Annotated in this window: 20 protein-coding genes and 2 tRNA genes; 12 read left to right on the top strand and 10 right to left on the bottom strand. The window is 51.3% G+C overall.

Annotated features, from left to right (window positions below; all coding sequences use genetic code 11):
* The first annotated feature begins 41 nt into the window (after nt 1-41).
* Entirely contained in the window at nt 42-290 is a 249-nt protein-coding gene (locus HQ49_RS00465; protein WP_039417819.1) for a hypothetical protein, read from the top strand.
* 244 nt (nt 291-534) lie between these two features.
* Here the strand turns inward: HQ49_RS00465 and HQ49_RS11905 are convergent, their stop codons facing one another.
* A complete protein-coding gene (locus tag HQ49_RS11905; RefSeq protein WP_230587224.1) occupies nt 535-642 on the bottom strand; it encodes a hypothetical protein in 108 nt (35 codons plus the stop codon).
* 1 nt (nt 643) lies between these two features.
* Here HQ49_RS11905 and HQ49_RS12470 point away from each other — a divergent pair, with 1 nt between their 5' ends.
* From HQ49_RS12470 to HQ49_RS00455, 3 genes are all read left to right on the top strand, one after another.
* Nucleotides 644-742 (top strand): DUF1661 domain-containing protein, encoded by a 99-nt coding sequence (locus HQ49_RS12470; protein ID WP_235315017.1) that lies wholly within the window; start codon nt 644-646, stop codon nt 740-742.
* Between the two features lie 126 nt (nt 743-868).
* Entirely contained in the window at nt 869-1,852 is a 984-nt protein-coding gene (locus HQ49_RS00460) for a GSCFA domain-containing protein (RefSeq protein ID WP_039417817.1), read from the top strand.
* 36 nt (nt 1,853-1,888) lie between these two features.
* Entirely contained in the window at nt 1,889-4,360 is a 2,472-nt protein-coding gene (locus HQ49_RS00455; RefSeq protein WP_039417953.1) for a bifunctional UDP-N-acetylmuramoyl-tripeptide:D-alanyl-D-alanine ligase/alanine racemase, read from the top strand.
* A gap of 315 nt (nt 4,361-4,675) precedes the next feature.
* Here HQ49_RS00455 and HQ49_RS00450 read toward each other — a convergent pair whose 3' ends face one another.
* The 6 genes from HQ49_RS00450 to HQ49_RS00425 all read right to left on the bottom strand — a co-directional run bounded on the left by HQ49_RS00450 (nt 4,676) and on the right by HQ49_RS00425 (nt 9,365).
* Nucleotides 4,676-5,899, bottom strand: a complete 1,224-nt coding sequence (locus HQ49_RS00450; RefSeq protein WP_039417815.1) for a THUMP-like domain-containing protein — start codon at nt 5,897-5,899, stop codon at nt 4,676-4,678.
* A 62-nt stretch (nt 5,900-5,961) separates the two neighbouring features.
* Nucleotides 5,962-6,035: transfer RNA gene (locus HQ49_RS00445), tRNA-Arg, on the bottom strand.
* 35 nt (nt 6,036-6,070) lie between these two features.
* Nucleotides 6,071-6,144: transfer RNA gene (locus HQ49_RS00440), tRNA-Arg, on the bottom strand.
* A gap of 95 nt (nt 6,145-6,239) precedes the next feature.
* Nucleotides 6,240-7,064, bottom strand: coding sequence for an N-acetylmuramic acid 6-phosphate etherase (murQ, locus tag HQ49_RS00435; RefSeq protein ID WP_039417814.1), 825 nt, complete (start codon nt 7,062-7,064; stop codon nt 6,240-6,242).
* Nucleotides 7,057-7,908 (bottom strand): ATPase, encoded by an 852-nt coding sequence (locus HQ49_RS00430; RefSeq protein WP_039417812.1) that lies wholly within the window; start codon nt 7,906-7,908, stop codon nt 7,057-7,059. Before HQ49_RS00430 ends, murQ begins: the two co-directional genes overlap by 8 nt.
* Entirely contained in the window at nt 7,905-9,365 is a 1,461-nt protein-coding gene (locus HQ49_RS00425) for a sodium:solute symporter (protein ID WP_039417811.1), read from the bottom strand. The genes HQ49_RS00430 and HQ49_RS00425 overlap by 4 nt, the downstream gene beginning before the upstream one ends.
* Nucleotides 9,366-9,713: 348 nt before the next feature.
* Between HQ49_RS00425 and HQ49_RS00420 the strand changes: the two genes are divergently transcribed.
* The 3 genes from HQ49_RS00420 (at nt 9,714) to HQ49_RS00410 (ending at nt 12,353) form a co-directional block, all read left to right on the top strand.
* Nucleotides 9,714-10,172 carry an HU family DNA-binding protein gene (locus HQ49_RS00420; protein WP_039417810.1) on the top strand — a complete coding sequence of 153 codons (459 nt, stop codon included), beginning with the start codon at nt 9,714-9,716 and terminating at the stop codon, nt 10,170-10,172.
* A gap of 83 nt (nt 10,173-10,255) precedes the next feature.
* The gene (locus tag HQ49_RS00415) at nt 10,256-11,563 is read left to right on the top strand and encodes a replication-associated recombination protein A (RefSeq protein ID WP_039417951.1); all 1,308 of its coding nucleotides are present in this window, start codon (nt 10,256-10,258) and stop codon (nt 11,561-11,563) included.
* A 22-nt stretch (nt 11,564-11,585) separates the two neighbouring features.
* Complete coding sequence (locus HQ49_RS00410; RefSeq protein ID WP_039417809.1) at nt 11,586-12,353, top strand: tRNA1(Val) (adenine(37)-N6)-methyltransferase; 768 nt, start codon at nt 11,586-11,588, stop codon at nt 12,351-12,353.
* Here the strand turns inward: HQ49_RS00410 and rpoN are convergent.
* The gene (rpoN, locus tag HQ49_RS00405) at nt 12,317-13,774 is read right to left on the bottom strand and encodes an RNA polymerase factor sigma-54 (RefSeq protein WP_039417808.1); all 1,458 of its coding nucleotides are present in this window, start codon (nt 13,772-13,774) and stop codon (nt 12,317-12,319) included. The two genes, HQ49_RS00410 and rpoN, sit on opposite strands and share 37 nt — an antisense overlap.
* Nucleotides 13,768-15,072, bottom strand: coding sequence for a UDP-N-acetylmuramoyl-tripeptide--D-alanyl-D-alanine ligase (locus HQ49_RS00400; protein ID WP_039417807.1), 1,305 nt, complete (start codon nt 15,070-15,072; stop codon nt 13,768-13,770). Before HQ49_RS00400 ends, rpoN begins: the two co-directional genes overlap by 7 nt.
* A 222-nt stretch (nt 15,073-15,294) precedes the next feature.
* On the opposite strand from HQ49_RS00400, the gene panD reads away from it, so the two are divergent.
* From panD to HQ49_RS00380, 4 genes are all read left to right on the top strand, one after another.
* Nucleotides 15,295-15,651 carry an aspartate 1-decarboxylase gene (gene panD, locus HQ49_RS00395; protein WP_018964905.1) on the top strand — a complete coding sequence of 119 codons (357 nt, stop codon included), beginning with the start codon at nt 15,295-15,297 and terminating at the stop codon, nt 15,649-15,651.
* A 78-nt stretch (nt 15,652-15,729) separates the two neighbouring features.
* Nucleotides 15,730-17,067 (top strand): signal recognition particle protein, encoded by a 1,338-nt coding sequence (ffh, locus tag HQ49_RS00390; protein WP_039417806.1) that lies wholly within the window; start codon nt 15,730-15,732, stop codon nt 17,065-17,067.
* Nucleotides 17,068-17,187: 120 nt separating this feature from the next.
* Nucleotides 17,188-18,078: a bifunctional methylenetetrahydrofolate dehydrogenase/methenyltetrahydrofolate cyclohydrolase FolD gene (gene folD, locus HQ49_RS00385; protein ID WP_039417805.1), complete on the top strand. Its 891-nt coding sequence runs from the start codon at nt 17,188-17,190 to the stop codon at nt 18,076-18,078.
* 316 nt (nt 18,079-18,394) lie between these two features.
* A complete protein-coding gene (locus tag HQ49_RS00380) occupies nt 18,395-19,741 on the top strand; it encodes an MATE family efflux transporter (RefSeq protein WP_018964908.1) in 1,347 nt (448 codons plus the stop codon).
* A gap of 501 nt (nt 19,742-20,242) precedes the next feature.
* Here the strand turns inward: HQ49_RS00380 and clpB are convergent.
* Nucleotides 20,243-22,834: an ATP-dependent chaperone ClpB gene (clpB, locus tag HQ49_RS00375; protein WP_039417804.1), complete on the bottom strand. Its 2,592-nt coding sequence runs from the start codon at nt 22,832-22,834 to the stop codon at nt 20,243-20,245.
* 219 nt (nt 22,835-23,053) lie between these two features.
* Here clpB and HQ49_RS00370 point away from each other — a divergent pair, with 219 nt between their 5' ends.
* Nucleotides 23,054-23,614 (top strand): flavodoxin, encoded by a 561-nt coding sequence (locus tag HQ49_RS00370; protein WP_018964910.1) that lies wholly within the window; start codon nt 23,054-23,056, stop codon nt 23,612-23,614.
* The last annotated feature ends 221 nt before the right edge of the window (nt 23,615-23,835 follow it).

Here is a 23,835-nt window from a genome sequence, read left to right as displayed (position 1 = left end):
TTACTTTTGTATAGCGAACAATTCATTTAGAAATATAGACTATGGAAAAAAAGCGTGGAAAAAGGGCTGAAACGCCTGAACAAAAGAAGCAAAAAGCTTCCATGGGTTTTTACTTTAAGAGTACAAAACCTGCCGAAAGAATGGCTCAGCTTGATGCAGCGATCGCTCGCTATGAAAATTACTTGGCCAACTGCCGAATAGCTAAAGATAATATCGCTGTTACATCTGTAGCGGATCAGATTAAAATGCTGACCAAAGAACAAAAAGAAGAGTTGAAAAAATTCCTCTAAACATCTTTTCCTTATTCCGTTCTCACCTGCTGATAGCACATGAATCGGAATAGGGTTATCTCAATAAGCGAGGCTGTCCGAGTGTAAAACTTCGGCAGCCTTTCTTTTTCGGACAAAAGGAGCTAAGGACGAGGCTGGTAATTTGGGACAAAGATCCTGATAGTCTAATGCAAGTTCGATGTACGGCCTACATGGCTTGGCGGATAGAGTCTGACCCCGACATCCAGACAGCAGCACATTCCTATTATTGAGGCAGCGCAGTGCCCAAAACCTGCCGGCTCGGCAATACGCACCAAAAAAGTTCAGATTCTCGCCCCTGATTCGGGAGAAAGTGGCGCGAGATTTTTTTCATTTTGGCGCATAAATTTTTTACTTCCCGAACCAAAAGAAAAAAGTTTTCGCGCCATGTTTTTAGGACTAACGAACGCAAAAATTTTGGTGCCATAAACTAAACCGATATAAGATGGAGCATACCCCATTTAGCCGGTATCGGTCATTAGAAAAATGAAACCTACGACCAATCCGGCTTTAATTGCTCTCTTTTTTGTTCTTTTGTGCAGAAACAAGGTTGTAGGTCGATGATACAGCTAACTACCCCAGTTGACAATCCGGTGATAAGCGAAAAGTTAATCTCTTACGCCAACAGACTCTTTTTCATCGGGTCCTGCTTTAGTTTGGAAGTCGGTTCTTATATGCGTCAAGCCGGATTCCGTGCAGAGATCAATCCTTTTGGAATCATGTACAATCCCCTATCCATAGGAAGGTGTATCGGCAGATTGCTCGATGCTACACCTTATGCGGCGGATGAACTGTTCGAATATGATGGCTTATTTCACAGCTTCGACCATCATGGAGTCTTTTCTCACGCGAAAAGAGGAGAAACCTTGCAGCACATCAATGACCGCTTGCGCACCGGTCGCGAAGCTTTACTTGGCTCGGACAGGCTTTTCTTTACTTGGGGGACAGCTTTTGTCTACAACAGTATTCATGACAATAAAGTGGTGGCCAACTGTCATAAACTGCCCGAACGGCTCTTCCGCAGGCATATGGTCAGTATCGATGACTTACTGGCTGTATGGATTCCTCTCATGGAGCGACTGACAACTTCTTATCCGGAGCGTAAGATCATCCTTACGGTCAGCCCTGTACGTCATCTTCGCGATGGAGCTGTAGGTAATCAGCAAAGCAAAGCCACTCTCGTCCTGTTCTGTAAGGCTTTGACAGAGCATTTCCCGGAGCATCTTTATTATTTCCCTGCATATGAGATAATGATGGACGAACTGCGTGACTATCGCTATTATGCAGACGATATGACTCATCCATCTGCTTTGGCCGTTTCGATCATACGTGAACGCTTTACCGATCTTTTTGTGGGAAAGGAGCACCGTGAGGCTATGGAGGCCTGTCTCAAACTCCGACGTCGTATGGCGCACAGACCGTTACACCCGGATAGCCCTGATGCCATGCTGTTTGAAGAACAAACACAGACACTCATCAGTGCATTGCTACGTAAGTATCCGGACTTAGTATTAGACGATATTGCGGATGGGATAGAATCCTGATATTCCAATGTACGATTTAATAGCATATTCATGACCATGTTCCTTTTCTCCGAATTATGCAGGCACTTGTCTCCTCGAGAGGCAAGAATCGTCAGCGACAACGAGATCGTATACCTGCTTACCGATAGTCGTACACTGTCCGATCCTGCCACCACCCTCTTCTTTGCTATACGTACCGCATCGGGCGACGGCCATTTATATATCCGAGACTTGTATGACAGGGGGGTAAGGAATTTTGTCATTTCGGATCTTTCCGAAGATTTGACAGAGAAAATGCCGGAAGCAAATTGGATGCGTGTGGCGCATCCGTTGGACTCTCTACAACGGATAGCTGCGCTAAGGCGTTCTATGTTCGATATTCCTGTGATAGGAATTACCGGAAGCAATGGCAAGACAATCGTCAAAGAGTTTCTTTACCAGTTATTACGCAAGGACTATCGCATTGTCCGCTCGCCCCGAAGCTATAACTCGCAGATAGGAGTACCTCTTTCCGTATGGCAAATGACAGAGGAACACACTCTCGGTATATTTGAGGCCGGCATATCGCAAATGGGGGAAATGGAACGTCTGGAGGGCATAATACGCCCCTCGTACGGTATCATTACGAATATAGGAGGTGCTCATCAGGAGAATTTCCCGGATATAAAAACGAAACTGGAGGAAAAGCTTCGCTTGTTCCTCCATTGTCATACCATTGTCTATAACGGCGACAGCGAAGAGATAGCAGCAGCTATCTCTTCTTCTGGTTTGGCAAGAGCCGGGGTGTCATGGAGCCGGACGAATCCCGAAGCTCATTTGTACATATGCAGATTGGAATCGAAAGATAATCGCACCGAGATTGATTTTCGGTGTCTCGGCAAAGATTACTCTCTTGTGTTGCCATTCACAGATGCTGCTTCCATAGAAGATATGATCCATTGCATCACACTGATTTCTGTACTGTGTCCGGAGGTCTTATCTGCACGAAAGCGGTTTGCAGGTTTAGAGCCTGTCGAAATGCGAATGGAAGTTAAGGCCGGAGACCATGGCAATACGATCATCAATGATGTTTACAGCAATGATGTCTATTCGCTCACGCTGGCCTTGGACTTCCAACGAAGACGTACTGCCGAAACAAGCCTAAAGAAAGTGTTGATTCTGTCCGACATCTTGCAAAGCGGAATGCCTCCCGAAGAATTGTACAGGCATGTAGCAGCACAATTACAAGTCTATGCTCTTGACTTTTTCGTCGGTATCGGAGAGGAAATAGCCTCGAATCGCACTTGTTTTGCCGGCATGTCTGCCGTTTTTTTCAAAGACGTTGCCACATTCTTGGCATCCGGTGAGATAGAACACCTTTCCAACAGTTGCATTCTGCTTAAAGGTGCACGCAAGTATCGTTTCGAACAGATTACGGAACGGCTTGTCCAGCAGGTGCACGAGACTGCGCTAAGGATCAACTTATCGGCCATCACCCATAATCTTAATTTCTATCGCAATTTAGTTCCTTCTGGCACCAAAACCATCTGTATGGTCAAAGCCCAGGGCTACGGCGTAGGCTCCTACGAGCTTGTCAAGACGCTGCAGGAGCATCGTGTGGATTATATAGCCGTCGCTGTAGCGGACGAAGGTAAGGAGCTTAGGGAAAGGGGTATCAATATGCCTATCGTGGTGATGAATCCCCAAAGAAATGCCTTTCAGACACTCATAGACTATGGATTAGAGCCTGAGATTTATAGCTTTGCCCTTCTCGCTTCTTTTTCAGATGCTGTCGTACGCAACGGTCTCACGGGCTATCCTGTTCATATCAAAATCGACACGGGGATGCACCGGCTTGGTTTTTTACCGTCTGAGATGACACAGCTCGGTGAGATACTTGTTAAAGATGCCGGATTGAGCATTCGCTCTGTATTTACTCATCTTGCAGGTGCCGATGACCCTGATTTGGATGATTTCACGCGATCTCAACTGCTGTCTTTCGATACTGTTTTCGCCTCTCTCTCTTCTTCATTAGGCTATATACCTCTCCGTCATGTATTGAATACGGCAGGGGTAGAGCGTTTTGCCGACTACCGTGCCGACATGATTCGTCTTGGCATCGGCTTGTATGGAGTAACGGCATCCGGTGTACAAGGATTGAGACCGGTAGCCACCCTGATGACTACAATTTTGCAAATCAAGGATATTTCTTCGGGCGATACGGTCGGATATGGACGTAGAGGACGGGTACAGCAACCATCTCGAATAGCCATTATACCTATCGGTTATGCCGATGGTCTGGATAGGCGTTTGAGTTGTGGAGTAGGAGAAGTACTTGTCCGCGGTCACCGCTGTCCAATTGTAGGGAATGTCTGTATGGATATATGTATGATAGATGTTACCGGCGTGCCGGCAGAAGAGGGTGACCCTGTCATTATTTTCGGAGAAGAACTCCCGATCGAAGAAGTTGCCCGTAAGATGAATACTATCCCCTATGAGGTGCTCACAGGTATCTCGCCTCGTGTCCGCAGAGTTTATTTCCAAGAGTAGTATACATCTTTTTTATTTTCTACTCTTTTACCCTGTGATAATATCATATGAAAGGGAATATGCATACGTATATATACGTAGAAAAAATACAGAGAAACCCGTAGAAAATCTCTTCAAATACCTCTTACCTTTGCGATAGATAAAAACAGAGATACTGTTTTGGGAAAATATCTTACTTATTCCTCAATAGTGTTTTTATTGTAATGGGTGCGCGCGGGATTGCTTGTATAAGCAATCCCGTTTTTTTTGTATGGATTTTGATCTTATTTATCTGTGAAAAATGCCCGACTTCTTGTGTTTTGTTCGGAGGATGAATTACTCTGCCTTACGAAGTAGTAGCAACACCTTTTTCCCATCTGCCATTGTCGTGCCCATCAGTGTCTTTTCTCCACCGTCTGCCATCTTGCTGCGTTGTCTCAGTTCGATCGGAGAAAGAGGAAAGTTGCGACAACTGATGGAAGCCTGTGGTACTGTCTTGTGAAGCTGTTTAAGCACGGAAGAGGAAAAGGGAATAATTTCTTCCAGAACAAAGGTACGCCCGGGGAAAGCCGACTCATATACTTTCGACGTGTATAGATGGCTATTGGGATGCAGTTTACGTATGCCATGGCGATAGGCTACGGTCTTGAAGGCTCCTGCTTTGAGCAGTGCAGTATGTGGCTCATAAACATACTTGTCGATCGAATCGGTGTACGGAATAGAGATACTTCTCTCTTCTTCCATTGTAAAGATGAAGGGTATTGCGGTATCTTCCGAAAGAAGATTGACTGCGTGGATCGGCACTTTTTCGGGAGGAATAGCAGCTTTGCTTAGAGACATTCTGACCAATAGTTCTTTTACCTCTCCGTGGGCGGCCACTACGTGTAGTTCCTGTACGTGCGGAAGAGACTGAAGCGTGTCCCACAGGTCGATCATAGGAGATAGTTTGGCCAGAATACTGCCACAGAACGGCAGCAATTCGGCAGCCAATGGGATGAGATCCGGCTCACAGTCGGCTATGGCATAAACGCGCTTATCCGCTCCCGACCTTCTGGCAGGATCCACGTAGATACAGTCGGGGTGAAAAGTCTTTATCTGCTGTAAATACTCTTTGAAATCCCCTGTTAGGATATTTACATCTTTCCCTTCGTTGAGCAATAGCGGTATGTTGTGCCGTGCTGCAGTTACCGTCTCTTCATTTCGCTCGATATATATGCCTTGGGACGCTTTGGACATCAAGGCCATGAAGTCGATGCCGAGTCCGCCGGTCAGATCCACCACTTTGGCCCCTTCTCCGACGAAACGGCTTTTGTACGAACTCGTGACAGCTCCAGAGGATTGCTCCAAAGAGAGCCGTGAAGGAATGTACAGAGAACTGATACCGGCCCACCGGGGCAGCTTGTTCTTCAGACGAGGCCAAAGCTCTATTTGGGTAGCTACCGCAGCCCGATACTCCGGGGGAATATCATTGCTCCCCAGCAGAATCCTGTCGGGTGATTGGTCGGCATAGAGCTTAGCCCATCGCGTAATGGCGAGAATTTCTTTTTCGTCGAATAGCATCGTCCGTACGGGGTATATACTGAAAGAGGGAACCCTTCGAATGGATTCCCTCAGATACTGTGTGACCGCGACAGGATTCAAACCTGTAACCGGCTGATCCGTAGTCAGCTACTCTATTCAGTTGAGCTACGCGGCCATCGTAAAAGCCTGAAACAATAGAAGGAGAAAAAGTGACCGCGACAGGATTCAAACCTGTAACCGGCTGATCCGTAGTCAGCTACTCTATTCAGTTGAGCTACGCGGCCGTTCTTCTTTTCTTCGTTTCGGGTGCAAATATAGTGGTTTTATCGATAGATGCAACATCCCCGAACGGTTTTTTCCCTTTTGCCGGTGTAAGTTTCTATTTCTCGGGTGGCTTTTGCTTCATGCTTTCGGAGGCGATACGGACAGATCCATGGCGAAGGAGGAGGGTACGGGCTTCTTCGTAGGAGAGGTCGAACTCACTCATCAGCATGCGCGTGCCCCGATCGATCAGCTTGTTGTTGCTGAGTTGCATATTGACCATACGATTGCCCTTTACCCGTCCGAGACGAATCATTATGGAGGTGCTGATCATATTCAGGATCATTTTCTGCGCCGTACCGGATTTCATCCGTGAGCTACCCGTCACGTATTCCGGGCCTACTATCACTTCGATGGGACAATCCGCTTCGGCAGCCAACGGAGATCCGACATTGCTACAGATACATCCCGTCAGGATTCCATGTCTGCGTGCTTCTCGCAAGGCTCCGATGACATAGGGTGTAGTCCCCGATGCCGCTATGCCGATGACCGTATCGGAGGAGTTCACTCCGTGGCTCAAAAGCTCTTCCCAGCCGCGTTCGGTGTTGTCTTCGGCTTTCTCGACCGGATTACGCAGGGCACGATCCCCTCCGGCGATCAGCCCGATGACGAATGTGGGGGGCATACCGAATGTGGGAGGGATCTCCGAAGCATCCAGAACGCCCAGGCGGCCACTGGTGCCGGCTCCCATGTAGAAGAGTCGCCCACCCTGCTCCATGCGTGGTATGATTTGTTCGACCAATCGTTCGATCAACGGGATAGTCCGGCTGACGGCTTCGGCCACTTTCCTGTCCTCGCGGTTGATGTCTTCGAGGATCTCTCTGGTCGACTTTTCTTCCAGTCGGTCGTACAGGGATGGTTGTTCGGTAATCTTCTCAAACATGATCGTTGCAGTGATATTGTATAAGTCCCTCCATCGGACTTTGCAGTACCGATCCGAGCGTCAAGCCTCTTTTTTCGATGACGCTGCTCAACACTTCCCGATAGTGGAAGGCTACGGAGCCGATGAAGTGGATGGGGAGGTCAGGGCGATTGTATCGGAGCACATTGCGCACAAGAAAGTCGTCGAAACTATTCTGTACAAGGCTATATACAGCCGGAATGTCCAAATGCTGCGCGATAAAGGGAGAGAATCCGGCCAAGAAACGATTGGGGAAAGGCTTTCGATAGACACTCTCGATAATATCGGCAGACGTCAGATCATACTCCTGCAGGAAAGCTTCGCACAGCCCCTCCGGCATCTGCCCCTTGAGCAGGCTGCCGATGAAGAGCCGTCCCAATACGGCTCCGCTCCCTTCATCTCCGAGGATATAGCCCAGTGGGGAAACGTTGGCTTTGATCTCCCGACCATCGAACAGGCAGGAATTGGATCCCGTACCCAATATGCAGGCTATCCCCTCGGTATCGCCACAGAGAGCACGGGCTGCGCCGAGCATATCGCCGGCGACTTCGATGCGGCCACAGCAGGGCAGCATACCGCCCAAGGCTTCGTATAGTATAGGAGCTTTGGCCGGTGTACACCCTGCTCCGTAGAAATGTACAGCTCGGATGGAGGTGGCTTTTGGGCCTATGGCCGGCAGGACTTCCGAGCGCAGGGCAGTGTCTATTTCGTCCCTATCCTGCTGAAAGGGATTGATACCCGACGTTTGGAATCGTCCGAGGCTTTTTCCCTCCTTGGCCATGCACCAATCCGTCTTGGTGGAACCGCTGTCTCCAATCAGAATCATGATCGTATTTCTTTTTTCCTGCTCAACAAGGCCAGACCCATAGCGGTAAAGAGGGCATTGAAGATGAGGAGTTCGTAACTGAATTTATAGCCGCCGAACCATTGCTCCGAATGGCTCTGGAGAATGTAGCAGAGCACCGGAGCGGCAAGGGCTGCCAGAGGGACGTATCTGTCCCGTACCGCCCTTTTGGTGGCGATGCCAAAGAAAAACAGCCCCAATATCGGGCCATAAGTGTAACTGGCCAGTACGTAGACGGCATCGATGACGCTCGTGCTGCTCACCATATCGAAGAAGTATATGACCAACCCCATGACGACAGCCATGCCGATGTGCACGCGATGGCGTATGCGAGCCGATTGCTCTTCGGTTCGGTGGCTGTCTGCTTGGAGGATGTCCAGCGTGAACGAAGTGGTCAGAGCCGTCAGAGCCGAACCGGCTGCGGAGAAAGCCGACGACACCAGTCCCAAAACAAACAGGATACCGACAATAGGCGGAAAATAGCTACCCGTGGCCAAGAGAGGGAAAAGTTCATCACTTTTGGCCGGATGGGGGATGCCGTGGCTGTCGGCATAGGTATAGAGCAGGGTGCCGAGCATGAGGAAGAGTGCTATGATGAAAAACTGCATCACGCCACCGGTGAGGACGTTCTTCTGCGAATCGCGGTAGTTCCTACAGCTCAGATTGCGCTGCATCATGTCCTGATCCAGACCCGTCATAGCTATTACGGTGAATACGCCCGCCAGAAACTGCTTGAAGAAATAGCGTCTGTCGTTCACGTCATCGAAGAAAAACATACGGGAGTAGTCGCTCCCACCGATAAGATCGGAAAGCCCACCCCACTTGTCGCCCAAGTCGGCAGAAATATAGACGATGCAGAGTACGACCGAGACGATGAGGCAGAGGGTCTTGAACGAATCTGTCCAGATCAGCGATTTCACTCCGCCCTTGAACGTATACAGCCAGACGAGGAGCATCGTCAGACATACATTGGTCCAAAAAGGCCAACCGAACGGTTCGAATATGATCAGTTGGAGCGTCAGGCACACGAGAAAGAGACGGACAGCCGCACCGAGCATCTTGGAAATGAAGAAAAACCATGCCCCCGTCTTGTAGGACGAGAATCCGAATCGCTCTTGCAAGTAGCCGTAAATGGACATCAGATTCATCCGGTAGAAGAGAGGGATCAGCACGAAAGCAATGATCAGCTGTCCGGCCACGAAGCCCAGTACCATCTGCAAGTAGGAGAATCCACTGCCGGCCACCATGCCCGGCACGGATACGAAGGTCACACCCGATATACCGGAGCCGATCATGGCAAAAGCCACCATGTACCACGGGGATTTGCGATTGCCGACGAAGAAGCCGGCATTATCCGCCTTGCGGCCCGTAATGATGGAAATACCGAAAAGGAAAATGAAATAGATGATAACGGTCAGAATAGCTACGAGAGGACTCATATCAAATCATTGAGAGGTTAGGAGGAGTACTTTTCTTAAACACTCTGCAAAGCTACGGAAATACGGCAAGTACCATATATTATATGTCTATTCATCAATTGATCAAACAGAGGAAGATTCTTACAGATATGATATAATAAGAAATCAGTTGGCTGATCTCTCTGAAACTGACGACTGATTTCCCAAAAACTGACGACTATTTTATTAGAAACTGACGACTATTTTTCTGAAAACTGACGACTGTTTTTTATATCTTTGTCTTATCAAACGGAAAAAATGTACGACGGAGGCTAAAGCTCCCGACCTCTACACGGCACAAAACCAACTGCGGGGCAACCTTTTGAAGCTATGGCAAACAAACCTTTGGCTTATGTGCTATCGGAGCGCAAGGCAAATTTCGGAAAGCTGGCAGGCAAGACTGTCATTCAGGCACGGCCCACAGGGCGCAAGCGTGTAGACCACCGCAGTTTCTGCGACGAAGTAGGTCGGGCGACGACATTCACCGGCGCGGAGGTAGAAGCTGTACTTCGCCTTGCTGCTGAAATTGCGAAGCGGCATGTGGAAAATGGCGACATCGTCGAATTCGGTGACATCGGTACGCTCACGCCTTCGTTCAAGAGTGTCCTTGTGGTGAAAGGGCAAGAACGGTTCAATCCCAACATACACATCACCAAACCCACCGTTCGCCTCTCGCCCTCGCGCAAGTACTTCACCCTCACGGGCGTAACCTACCAGCGCGTGGAAATACCTGCGAAGAAAAAGAAGACGACGAAGCCGTCAGACGGCGACGGTACGGAAAATCCGTAGGCTTCTCAAACTGAAAAGGTCGTGGTATTTACCCACGGCCTTTTCTGTATCTTCAACGTATCCCAATTATGTACCTTAGCGGCATGAAACAAATACCCTTGGCAGAGAGAATGCGTCCCAAGACGCTGGTCGACTATGTGGGGCAGCAGCATCTGATCGGACCGGGAGCTGTGCTCCGGCGGATGATCGAACAGGGACAAGTGCCATCCATGATTCTGTGGGGGCCTCCCGGAGTAGGCAAGACCACGCTGGCCGAAATCATCGCTCACGAGGTGGATGCACCTTTCTATACATTGAGTGCGGTCAGCTCCGGTGTGAAAGAAGTGCGAGAAGTGATAGCCGACATCGAATCCAATCGTGGCAATCTGTTCGACAAGGGCGGACGCGCCATCCTCTTCATAGATGAGATACACCGTTTCAGCAAGAGTCAGCAGGACTCACTTCTGGCAGCCGTAGAGCGGGGAATAGTGACACTGATCGGTGCCACGACCGAAAATCCGAGTTTCGAAGTCATACGTCCGCTCCTCTCGCGCTGTCAGGTCTATGTGCTCAAACCTCAGGCCGATGAGGATCTGCTGCTACTGGCACATAGGGCTATCGATCGGGACGAACTGCTGGCTGCCAAGCATCCTGTACTGGAGGAGACAGAAGTTCTGCTTCTCTATGCCGGAGGCGATGCGCGAAAGATGCTGAACATCCTCGACCTTCTGGCCACAAGCGAAGTAGAAGACCGGCTCGTCATTACCAACGAAAAGATACGCCGGCGATTGCAAGAAAACCCTGCTGCTTTCGACAAGGGAGGCGAACTGCATTACGATATAGCATCCGCCTTTATCAAAAGTATTCGGGGCAGTGATCCCGACGCGGCTATTTACTGGCTGGCGCGCCTTATAGACGGTGGGGAGGAACCCTCATTCATCGCTCGCAGGCTGATCATATCGGCTGCGGAGGACATCGGTCTGGCCAATCCGAATGCCATGCTCATCGCTACGGCCTGTGCCGAGGCTTTAGACCGGATCGGCTGGCCCGAAGGCCGTATTCCACTGGCCGAGGCTACCATTTATTTGGCCACTTCGGAGAAGAGCAATTCAGCCTATTTGGCCATCGACTCCGCTCTCGAATATGTCCGTCGATCAGGCAATCTCCCTGTACCCCTGCACCTGCGTAATGCCCCTACCCGTCTGATGGCCGACCTCGACTATGGTAAGGGATATAAATACTCGCACGATTTTCCGGAGCACTTCGTCTCACAGCAATATCTGCCCGACAAAGCTGCTGACGTCTCTTTCTGGACTCCTCAAATGCACACGGCGCATGAAGCCAAACTGGGAGAGCGGACGAAGCGATGGTGGAAGGGGGAGAAATCCGAAAAGGATACAACGAAACAATGACTCTTCATTCTGTACCGCCTTTATGCCGACAGATATTTTTTCCTTCAAACAATTCGACATCGACCAAACAGGTTGTGCCATGCGCGTGGGTACAGATGGCGTCCTGCTCGGAGCATGGGCCGGAGGGGATGCAGCCGGAAGTATGCCCCGGCATTGTCTGGACATAGGCACGGGTACAGGGCTGATAGCCTTAATGATGGCACAGCGATTCCCACAGGCCCGGGTACAGGGAATAGAAATAGATACTGCCGCTGCCGAATGTGCTCGCGCAAACGCTGCTGCCTCTCCTTTTTCCGATCGAATAGCGATCGCTTCGGGAGATATTTTGGATTCATCGCTCGAAAGCCTTATCGGAAATCAACGTTTCGACCTGATCGCCTCGAATCCGCCTTTCTTCAAGTCCTCCCTGCATGCTCCCGACAGACAGCGTACCATGGCACGACATGAAGAAACCCTGCCATTGGAAAAACTGATATGCCGTGCCTCCGAATTGCTCTCTCCGCAAGGGCGATTGGCACTCATTACACCCCATGACCGGCTAAAGGATTTACGCCTGTATGCAGCTACCTATCGTTTGGTCCCGTCTCGCTTGACCGAGGTGCATACCCTACCCCATAAAGGACCTAAACGCCTCCTAAGCGAATGGCGACCTGCCGATACTGCTATCGACCGATCGCCACTCACCGATACTCTCATCATTCATCCTGCCACAGGCTACTATTCGCCTGAGTACGTACGTCTGACAGAGCCTTTCTATACGACTTCTTTCCGCATCCTCGCTGTGGGATAACCGAGCTGCTCCCGATATTTGGCAACGGTACGACGAGCCAGTCGATAACCGCTTTCGGCCAAAACCTCAGCCAACTCGGTATCATTCAGGGGAGATCTCTTGTCCTCGGAGTCGATGGCTTCGGCAAGTACTCGCTTGACCTCACGTGTGGATACTTCCTCTCCCTTATCATTGACAGTGCCATCGCTGAAAAAGTGCTTCAGGGAGAAGATTCCGAAGTCGGTCTGTACATATTTGCTGTTGCTCACCCGAGAGATCGTACTGACATCGTAACCCGTCGGATCCGCCACATCTTTCAGAATCATAGGCTTCAGATCGGCAAGTTCTCCACTTCTGAAATAAGCATCCTGTAGCCGTACTATGGCCTCCATCGTCCGCTGTAGGGTTTCCCGACGCTGACGAATGGCCTCGATGAACCATTGTGCCTGATCCACTTTCTGCTTGACGAAAAGAAGTGTTTGCTTGCGTTCGCGTGAACGATTCTTAGCAGAGCCCTGATAATCCTGCATCATCTCCTGATAGACCTTACTGACGCGCAAGGGCTGAATATCACCACCACGGGTAAGCGACACGACCAGATCATCTCCCATACGCTCGACGATGAAATCGGGATATACCCTGTTCATGGCTGCTTCGGCATCGTCTCCCCATCCATTAGCGGGTTTGGGATTGAGCTGCATGATCAGCCCGAAGGCTTCCTTCATTTCCGAGTCGGAAAGAGATGCCTCCTCCTGCAACTGCTCGAACCGTTTGGAGACAAAGTCGTCATAATGGTTCGTAAGAATATGGAGGGCTGTCTGCCGAGTTGTCGTATCCGGCAATCGCTCCAACTGAAGTAGCAGACATTCTTTGAGATCTCTGGCACATATGCCGGGAGGATCGAGGCTTTGTACCAATCCTATCACTTCCTCCACTTCCTTTTCGTCCGCTTCGATACCGGCACGGAAGGCGAGATCGTCCAGAATCTCCTCCAGATCGCGATGCAGATAGCCATCTTCTTCTATGTTACCAATAATATAAGGAGCAAGTTGTTGCTGTCGATCCGTCAGAGGCAGGAACTTCAGCTGTTCGACCAAACGATCGTTGATCGAAGGTGCAGCGGAAGAAAAAGGTATTTCCTCTCGTCGGCTGTTGCGATCCTGTATTTCGCGCAGCTTGTATTCCGGAATATCTTCCTCGGTACGGTAATCGCCCAATGAGAGGTCGGAGGTGTCATCCCCCATCAGATTGTCTTCGGTTCCATCCGCACTGCCAGGTACCTCATCATCATACGCTCCTTCTTCCAAAGCAGGGTTAGCCTCCAGTTCTTTCTGTATCCTCTCTTCCAACTCAATGGCAGGAAGCTCCAAGAGTTTGATTTGCTGGATCTGCTGTGCAGAGAGATTTTGTTGCTGCCTTTGAGCAAGGGTTTGCTTCAACATAGAGGAATTATCTTTTCGAGGTGGATACCGTGCGATCCTTTGAGCAGGATGAGAGAATCGTGAATGGGATGAGCTTTCAAATACTCTTCGAGAGCAACATTGTCGGCAAATCCCGTTGCTCCGTTGGGGAAGCTATCCGCCAAAGCCGTCAGGCAAGGACCGCATAGCAATATCCGCCGATACCGACCGGTATTGATACGTTCGAGAAGAGCCATATGCTCACGCTTGCTCTCTGCGCCCAGTTCGTTCATGTCGCCGAGGATAAGCACAAGAGGTTTATCGGTATGCAGGGAATCGAAATTGTCGAGTGCCGCGTGCATGCTCACCGGATTGGCATTATAGGCATCCACAATCAGGGAATTGCCTCGCTCCGTTTCGATCCATTGGGAGCGATTATTACTCGGTCTGTAAGTAGCAAGAGCCGATACAATGGCTTCATCGGGGACATCGAAAAAGCGTCCTGTCGTTACGGCAGCCAAAGCATTCGGCAGATTGTAGTCGCCCACGAGATTGGTGCAAATCCTCTGCTCACTCGATGAGCCGAATAAATCGAAGCAGAGATAAGGCGTGTTGTTTGCAACTATTCGTCCTCGAACCGTGGCATCTGCCGAGGTACCGTAAGAGACCGATTGCAGTCCCTGCGACATATCGACGAGGGTATCATCATCGAAATTCAAGAAGAGGATCCCCCCCTCTGCTCGAATAAAATCATAAAGTTCTCCCTTGGTACGCCTTACCCCTTCCAAAGAGCCGAAGCCCTGTAAATGCGCCCGACCGATATTGGTAATCAGTCCAAAGTTAGGACGAGCTATACGCGTCAGCTCGGCAATGTCTCCGGGCTTATTGGCACCCATCTCGATAATAGCTATCCGGTGTTCGGCTTTGAGCCTCAACAAAGTCAAAGGCACTCCTATATGGTTATTGAGATTGCCCTCCGTATAGAGTACAGGATAAGTCGTGGAAAGGACAGCAGCCATCAGCTCCTTTGTCGTGGTTTTGCCATTCGTCCCGGTGATACCGATAACCGGTGTGCCGAGACTCTTGCGGTGAAAAGCAGCCAGCTGCTGGAGAGCTGTCAGCACATCGTCCACAAGGAGATAGCGTTCGTCACGAACGACTGAAGGGTCATCCACCACAGCCAAGGCGCATCCTTTCTCCAAGGCAGAGGAGGCAAACCGATTGCCATCGAACAGCTCGCCCTTGAGAGCGAAGAAAATACTGTCGGGAGGTGTTTGGCGGCTGTCGGTAGTCACCGTAGGATGAGCCAGATAGGCTGCATATAATTGTTCGATTGTCATTTCGACTGCAAATTTGAATTTGTCTTGAGGTAGCGCAGGCAGCTACTCCCACTTGATCTGTCCGAACAAAGGTACAGCAATTCTCGGTTGCATCCCATACGAACAACGTTTGCCACAGAGAGATAGAGATATAGATATACTGAATACAAGTGCGATTGTTGTACATACATATATTTACCGTTACTTTGCAGTCGTAAAAAATACAGAGAATTGCAAAACAACATGTACGTCGAAGTATTAAAATCCAAAATACACCGCGTAACCATTACGGAGGCCAACCTCGACTATGTAGGCAGCATCACCATCGATGAAGATCTGATGGATGCTGCCAACATCATCGCCGGAGAGAAAGTCCAAATCGTGGACAACAACAACGGAGCACGCTTGGAGACCTATACCATACCGGGCAAAAGAGGTTCGGGGGTAATCTGTCTCAATGGAGCAGCTGCTCGCATCGTTCATCCGGGCGATATTATCATCATCATGGCGTATGCCTGGATGAAGATGGAGGAAGCCAAGGTGTTCAAGCCTGCTGTAGTATTTCCCGATACTGCAACGAACAAGATAATTCTGAAATAATCACAGCAATATAATCTCACCCCTCCTCTCCGGCTATGAATCGGATCGCGAGAGGAGAGATGCAAGCTATCATTTCCTATGTTTGAAAATCTGAGCGAACGGCTCGACCGTTCTTTTAAGCTCCTCAAAGGTGAGGGGAGAATCACCGAGATCAATGTAGCCGAGACTCTCAAAGACGTACGTCGTGCCCTTTTGGATGCCGACGTGAACTATGTCGTTGCCAAGCAGTTTACGGACTTGGTCAAGGAAAAAGCCATCGGCCAAAACGTACTGACCTCCGTCCGTCCGGGCGAACTGATGGTGAAGATCGTTCATGACGAATTGGCTGCTCTGATGGGCGGACATTCTGTGGATATTAACCTCAAAGGCAGTCCGGCAGTAATCCTGATGTCCGGATTGCAGGGTTCGGGTAAGACCACCTTCTCCGGCAAACTGGCCAATATGCTCAAGTCCAAGCAGGGCAAACGACCTCTGCTCGTGGCCTGCGACGTGTATCGTCCTGCGGCCATCCAGCAGCTGATGATCCTCGGCGAGCAGCTCGGAGTACCCGTCTACAGCGAACCGGACAGCAAAAAGCCGGTCGAGATAGCCCGACATGCCATCGCCGAAGCCAAGACCAAGGGGAACGACGTTGTCATCATTGACACCGCGGGTCGCTTGGCCATCGACGAAGAAATGATGCGCGAGATAGAGGCTATCAAGGCGGCCATCCAGCCGAACGAAGTCCTTTTCGTAGTGGATTCGATGACCGGTCAGGACGCCGTGAATACAGCCAAAGAGTTCAACGCACGCTTGGATTTCGATGGTGTTGTCCTCACCAAACTCGATGGAGACACCCGAGGTGGTGCCGCCCTCTCGATCCGTTCGGTCGTAAACAAGCCCATCAAGTTCGTCGGTACGGGAGAGAAGATGGAAGCGATCGACGCATTTCATCCCGAGCGTATGGCCGACCGTATCCTCGGCATGGGGGACATCGTGTCGCTTGTGGAGCGTGCTCAGGAACAATACGACGAAAAGGAAGCTCGCAAACTGGAGGAGAAAATAGCCAAGAATCAGTTCGACTTCAATGACTTCCTCGCCCAGATACATCAGATCAAAAAGATGGGTAACCTCAAAGAGCTTGCATCCATGATCCCGGGAGTGGGAAAGGCCATCAAGGATATAGACATAGACGACGATGCCTTCAAGAGCATCGAGGCCATCATATATTCCATGACGCCTCATGAGCGTACCCATCCCTCTATCCTCAACGGACAGCGTCGCAAGCGAATAGCAATGGGTAGCGGCACTTCCATACAGGATGTCAATAAGCTGATCACGCAGTTCGACCAGACGCGTAAGATGATGAAGACCATACAGGGATTCAAAGGGGGCAAAATGCCGAAGATGCCGCGCATGCCGAAGATGAAGAGATAAAAAAGATACCGGCCGCAAAGACTTCTTCGGACAGCCGGAGTGAGTGCAAGGCGAGAGCGCATCGGCATCGCTGACGGAAGAGCGAAGAACAATGTTGAGATCAAAGAGGTTGTCTAATATATGGAAACGACATACAAACTTCTCGACGGGAAAAAGATTTCCGGCGAAATAAAACAAGAGATTGCAGCCGAAGTAAACGAGCTGCTGGAGAAAGGTGGTCGCCGTCCGCATTTGGCAGGCGTGCTCGTAGGTCATGATGGCGGTAGCGAGACCTATATGGCCAGCAAGGTAAAAGCTTGCGAAGAGGTGGGCTTTACCTCCTCGCTCATTCGCTACGAAGACGATGTGACGGAGGAGGAACTGCTGGCCTGCGTGCATCGCCTGAATCAGGATCCGACGGTAGACGGCTTCATCGTACAGCTCCCCCTGCCCAAGCATATCGACGAGCAGAAGATCATCGAAGCAGTAGACCCGCGCAAGGATGTGGACGGATTTCATCCCATCAACGTAGGCCGTCTGAGCATCGGTCTGCCCGGTTTCGTCTCGGCCACACCGAAGGGAATAGTGGAACTGCTTCGCCGCTACAATATCCCTACCAGAGGCAAGCATTGCGTAGTATTGGGACGCAGCAATATCGTAGGTAAGCCCGTATCGCAGCTTTTGCTCCAAAAGGGAGAACCGGGCGACTGCACCATCACCATCTGCCATAGCCGTACCCCTAACATCAAAGAGGTATGCCTGACGGCCGACATTATTATTGCAGCTTTGGGACAGCCCGAATTCCTGACGGCCGATATGGTAAAGCCCGGGGCCGTGGTCGTGGATGTAGGTACCACACTCGTACCGGACTCTACGCGCAAAAGCGGTTTCCGTCTGACGGGCGATGTCAAATTCGATGAAGTGGCACCCAAGTGCTCGTACATCACTCCCGTACCGGGCGGAGTAGGTCCGATGACCATCGTATCGCTCATGTCCAATACCCTTCTGGCAGGTAAAGGATTGTACCGGTAAACCCTCCTTCCCTTATTTGCCAACGACCTTATCGAAGAGGCCTGTCATCAATATCGGTTCGTCCGGTATTACGATGATCGGCCTCTTTTCTTATTGACGGTGTATCGTCATGCGCAAATTACTGCACTGCTTGCGACATTCAGCTTCGTCACGTACTCTAATCGGTCTTGGAGCCTCGTACTTTCGCACTCTTACGCACCTAAAACAGGTTATGCCAAAATGAATTTTGACACAGCCCCTTCCTCTGCCGATACTTTGAAGAATCGCTTCGTATCCTTTCTCATTAGGAGGTAAAGGCGTACTTTCGCAGCACGCTATGGATGCTACTACGCAAAAAACCGGCCACTACGGGGCATTGCTCCGCCTCGGGCTACCCATTATCATCGGCCAACTGGGAATCATCTTCGTCAGCTTTGCCGATAATATCATGGTCGGGCAGCACTCCACGGCAGAGTTGGCCGCGGCCTCCTTTGTGAACAATATATTAGGTCTGCTCCTCATCCTCGGTATCGGATTCGCATACGGACTGACGCCGCTGGTGGCATCGGCCGAACACAGAGGACAGTACTTCAAAGCCGGCATCCTGCTCCGGCACAGCCTCCGCCTCAATATAGCGATCGGACTCTTCCTCGCAAGTGTGGCAGTCGTGATGGTTCCCTTGTTCGATACGCTCAACCTCCCACCCTCGCTCCGCCCTCTCGCCATCCCCTATTACTGGGTGCAGGTGGGAGGTCTCTTCCTCGTAACGGTATTCAATGCCTTCAAGCAGTTCTATGACGGCATGAGCGATACGCGCACCCCGATGTATATCACCATATCGGGCAATCTCTTCAATGTCGGACTGAACTATCTGCTGATATTCGGCAAAGGCGGTCTCCCCGAAATGGGACTCCTCGGAGCGGGCTATGCCACCCTGCTGAGCCGTCTGCTGATGCTCGCCACCATCGTCCTTTTCCTCTATCGCAGACCCTCATGGACAGCGATCCGCCGTGCCTTCTGCCGGCAGACGCATATCCGCCGCGCCTACCGCCGTCTATTCTCGGTCGGACTCCCCGTTGCCGTACAGATGGGACTCGAATCGGCCTCTTTCACCATCGCCGTTCTTTTTGTCGGGCGGCTCGGCGATCAGGCTCTGGCGGCACACCAGATCGTCTGCGTCATCACCACGCTCGGCTACCTCGTCTATTACGGGCTTGGTGCTGCCACCACCATCCGCATCAGTCACTTCAAGCTGCACGGCCAACCCGATGAAGTCCGCCGCGTAGCCGCCACGGCCTACCGAATGGCCGCACTGACCGCCTGCGTCGTGGTCGTACTACTTTTGCTCACGCGGCACAGCTTTTCCTTCCTCTTCACGCCCGACGAGGAGGTGGCTCGTATCGTTGCCCTTACGTTGATCCCTGTCGTCGTCTACCAATTCGGAGATGCCCTCCAAGCCATCTATGCCAATGCTCTGCGAGGAATGGAGCGCGTCCGTTTTCTGGCTCCGGCAGCAGCTTTCTGCCACGTATTGCTGGCACCGATACTCTCCTATTTGCTGGGATTCGTATTCATATCGGGCAATACGCCCATGCAGTTGGCCGGTATCTGGTCGGCCTTTCCCATCAGCCTGACACTACTCGGCATCCTTTTCTACAGCTACTTCCGGAAGGTAACCCGATAAACTCCGCGGAGGAAAGCCTTGTTCCTCTTTCGGGAAAACGGTCCTTTTTCCGATCCCCCCTCTCCGTTTGCTCCACAACAGCCGTACGGAAAGTGAAAACCACAGACGGATCCGACCGATATTGTCATCCCTTTACTTTCTCCTCTGTCGATAAAGTGAAATTCATTTCTTGAAAAAATCATGATAAATACAGAGAGAATACTATGATCTCATGTGAGAGGATACTATGGTCTCGTACAAGAGGATACTATGGTCTCATACAAGAGGATACTATAGTCTCATACAAGAGGATACTATGGTCTCATATAAGAGGATACTATGGTCTCATATAAGAGGATACTATGGTCTCATGTGAGAGGATAGTATCCTCTCTATATAGGCCCCTTAGGGATGTACTCGAAGACACCCCTTGAGACACAAAAAAGGCTCCTCCGGAGAGTGGCAAGCCACATGCCCGAAGGAGCCTTGAAGGAATAAGAGGAATAAGACAGCCGGAGGCTACTATTCGTTGCGGAAGACGATCGACCCGTCTATGCAGTCGATGAGTACGGGACGCGTACTGTCCACCGCATCGGCCAAGAGAGCCTTGCTCAGCTCGTTGAGGACGAATCGCTGCAGGACTCGCTTCACGGGACGCGCCCCGAACTGCGGATCATAGCCCTCTCTGGCGCCAAAGGCCACGACAGCCTCCGTGTAGTGGAGCACCACGTCGTTATCGGCCAGTTGGCGCACGATACCATCGAGCTGCAAGCGGACGATCTCGTAGATCTCCTGCTCGGTCAGCGGCGTGAAGACGATGGTCTCGTCGATACGGTTCAGAAACTCGGGGCGGATCGTGTGCTTCAGCAGCTGCATCACCTCATCGGCCGTCCGAGCCGTGAGGGACTGGCGATTCTCCGCCGTGAGGTTCTGCATCCGCTCGCGAATGATGTCCGAACCGAGGTTCGACGTCATGATGATGAGCGTATTCTTGAAGTTTACCACATGCCCCTTGTTGTCGGTCAGGCGGCCATCGTCGAGGACTTGCAGCAATACGTTGAACACATCCGGGTGAGCTTTTTCTATTTCATCGAAAAGCACCACGGAATAAGGTTTGCGGCGAATGGCCTCCGTCAGTTGGCCACCCTCGTCATAGCCCACATACCCCGGAGGCGCACCGATCAGACGCGTGGCACTGAACTTCTCCTGATACTCGCTCATGTCTATTCGCGTAAGCATGCTCTCATCATCGAAGAGCAATTCGGCCAAGGCTCGCGCCAACTCCGTCTTGCCCACCCCTGTAGTGCCGAGGAAGATGAACGAACCGATCGGACGCTTGGGATCCTGAAGACCGGCCCGACTGCGGCGGACGGCATCTGCCACGGCGCGGATGGCTTCGTCCTGACCGATCACGCGCTTGTGCAGCTCCTCCTCCAGATGGAGCAGCTTCTCGCGCTCGCTCTGAAGCATACGGCTGACGGGGATGCCCGTCCAGCGCGACACGATGTCGGCTATGTCGTCGGCCTCCACTTCCTCCTTGATCATGGAGCCGCCACGCTGCAATTCGTGCAGCTGCTGCTGTATCGTGCCGATCTCCGTCTCCTTCTGCTTGATAAGCCCGTAACGTATCTCGGCCACTCGTCCGTAATCGCCCTCCCGTTCGGCACGATCGGCCTGAAACTTCAGCTCCTCTATATCTATCTTGAGCTGCTGGATCTGATTGATCCGGTCTTTTTCGTTCTGCCATTGGGCTTTCTCCGAGGCCTCTTTCTCCTTGAGTTCGGCTATTTCCCTGTCGAGGAGCTGTACCTTTTCTTCGTCATTCTCTCGCTTGATGGCTTCGCGTTCGATCTCAAGCTGCTTGATCCTGCGCGAGATCTCGTCCAGCTCCTCCGGCAGCGAATCCACCTCCATACGCAGACGGGCGGCGGCCTCGTCCATCAGGTCGATGGCCTTGTCGGGCAGGAACCGCTCCGTAATGTAGCGGTGCGACAGCTTCACGGCCGCGATGATGGCATCGTCCTTGATCCTCACTTTGTGGTGATTCTCGTATTTCTCCTTCAAACCCCGAAGGATGGAGATGGAGCTTAGTTCGTCCGGCTCGTCCACCATCACCATCTGGAAGCGTCGTTCCAGAGCCTTGTCCTTCTCGAAGTATTTGCGGTATTCGTCCAGCGTGGTGGCACCGATGGCACGGAGTTCGCCCCGAGCCAGAGCCGGCTTCAGTATGTTGGCCGCATCCATCGCACCTTCGCTCTTGCCGGCTCCGACAAGGGTGTGGATCTCATCTATGAAAAGGATGATCTCCCCCTCGGCTCCGGTCACTTCGTTTACCACGGCTTTCAGCCTTTCCTCGAATTCACCTTTATACTTGGCTCCGGCGATCAAGGCTCCCATGTCGAGAGAGAATATCTGCTTGTTGCGCAGATTCTCCGGCACGTCGCCACGTACGATCCTGTAAGCCAGACCCTCGGCTATGGCCGTCTTGCCCACCCCCGGCTCACCGATAAGGATAGGATTGTTCTTGGTACGTCGGGAGAGGATTTGCAGCACACGCCTGATCTCGTCGTCACGACCGATCACGGGATCCAACTTGCCATCGCGGGCACGCTGGCAGAGATTGACGGCATATTTCTCCAGTGCATTGTACTGCTCCTCCGCACTCTGACTGGTCACGTTCCGACCCTTCCGAAGCTCTTCGATGGCCGACTCCAGGAGCTGTTCGGTGGCTCCGGCATCCTTGAGCAGAGTGGATACTTCACACCGCGTAGCCAAAATAGCCAGCACGATGTGCTCCAACGAGACGTATTTGTCCTTCATCCGGTGCGCTGCGTCCTCCGCTGCCTGCAGCACCTGATTGGTCTCACGCGACAGATAGGGTTCGCCACCCGATACATGGGGCAGCTTCTCGATCAGTTTGTCCACAGCCGTGGCGATACTGCCCTTATTCACCCCCATCTTGGCAAAAAGGAAATCGGTCAGGCTTTCGCCCTGATCCATAACGGCCTTGAGCAGGTGCTGCGGTTCGATGGCCTGCTGTCCGTGCCGACGGGTCAGCTCCACAGCCTGCTGTAGAGCCTCCTGCGATTTGATTGTGTAGTTGTTAATGTTCATTGCTGTGTTTGTTGTTACCGAACAAAATCCAACAACCATGCCAACGCCTAAAGACTGACATTTTGTCCTTTTTTACATTTTTCCCCTCTCATCGTTTATATCCAAGGCAAGGATTACTCATTATAATACATGGTATAAGAAAGAAAATAAAGACTCCATACAGCTTATATGACCTAATCGAATACCTTTGTCCGTGGAAAATCATAAAAATACCCTACTATGAAACTCAGAACATTCTTATTCGTGATTGTAGCTGCACTGGCAGTAGCGTTTGGCGCAGAAGCGCAGAAGAAGACAGCGAAAAAACCGCTTATCGTCTATTACTCCCACAGTGGCAACACCCAAGCAGTGGCCGAACACATCCAAAAGGCTACCGGAGGCGTACTCTTCCGCATAGAACCGGAGCAGGCCTACCCCGAAGACTACAAAGCCCTCGTCCAGCAGGCCAAAGAGGAGCTGAAGAAAGGCTTTCGTCCCAAACTCAAAAAGTCTGTCAAAGACATAGCCGACTACGACGTTGTCTACATAGGTTCGCCCAACTGGATCCACACCTTGGCTCCTGCCGTAATGAGCTTTCTGGATCAGCACAACCTCAAGGGCAAGACCATCATCCCCTTTGTCACACATGGCGGTGGCGGCATGGGCAAGTGTTTGGACGAGATGAAGCGACTGGCACCTCAAGCGACAGTCCTCGACGGCATCGTTATCGACGGCAAGAAAGCCAAAGAATCGGCCGAAGAAGTCCGCAACACCCTGAAAGCATTGGGGCAAATCAAATAACGACAACCGTCCCTACTCCGAACCACCGAGGAACGATAGTGGCAAGCTTTTCCCCACAAATCAAACACAAGCTCCCCACCCTCCCCGGTTCTTCCCCCCACAAAAGGAGGCGCCATCGACGCCTCTTTTTTATGCCCTATAACCACCAAATACGCACCAAAAACTTTTCCACAGCTTTTTTTCAATAAAGGCTCCGTGTCGCATAGGCGACATTTCAGGCG

The sequence above is a fragment of the Porphyromonas gulae genome (genome assembly GCF_000765945.1).
Classification (GTDB): domain Bacteria; phylum Bacteroidota; class Bacteroidia; order Bacteroidales; family Porphyromonadaceae; genus Porphyromonas; species Porphyromonas gulae.
The sequence above is the reverse complement of the archived record's forward strand: the minus strand, read 5'-3'. Positions and strand labels throughout refer to the sequence as shown.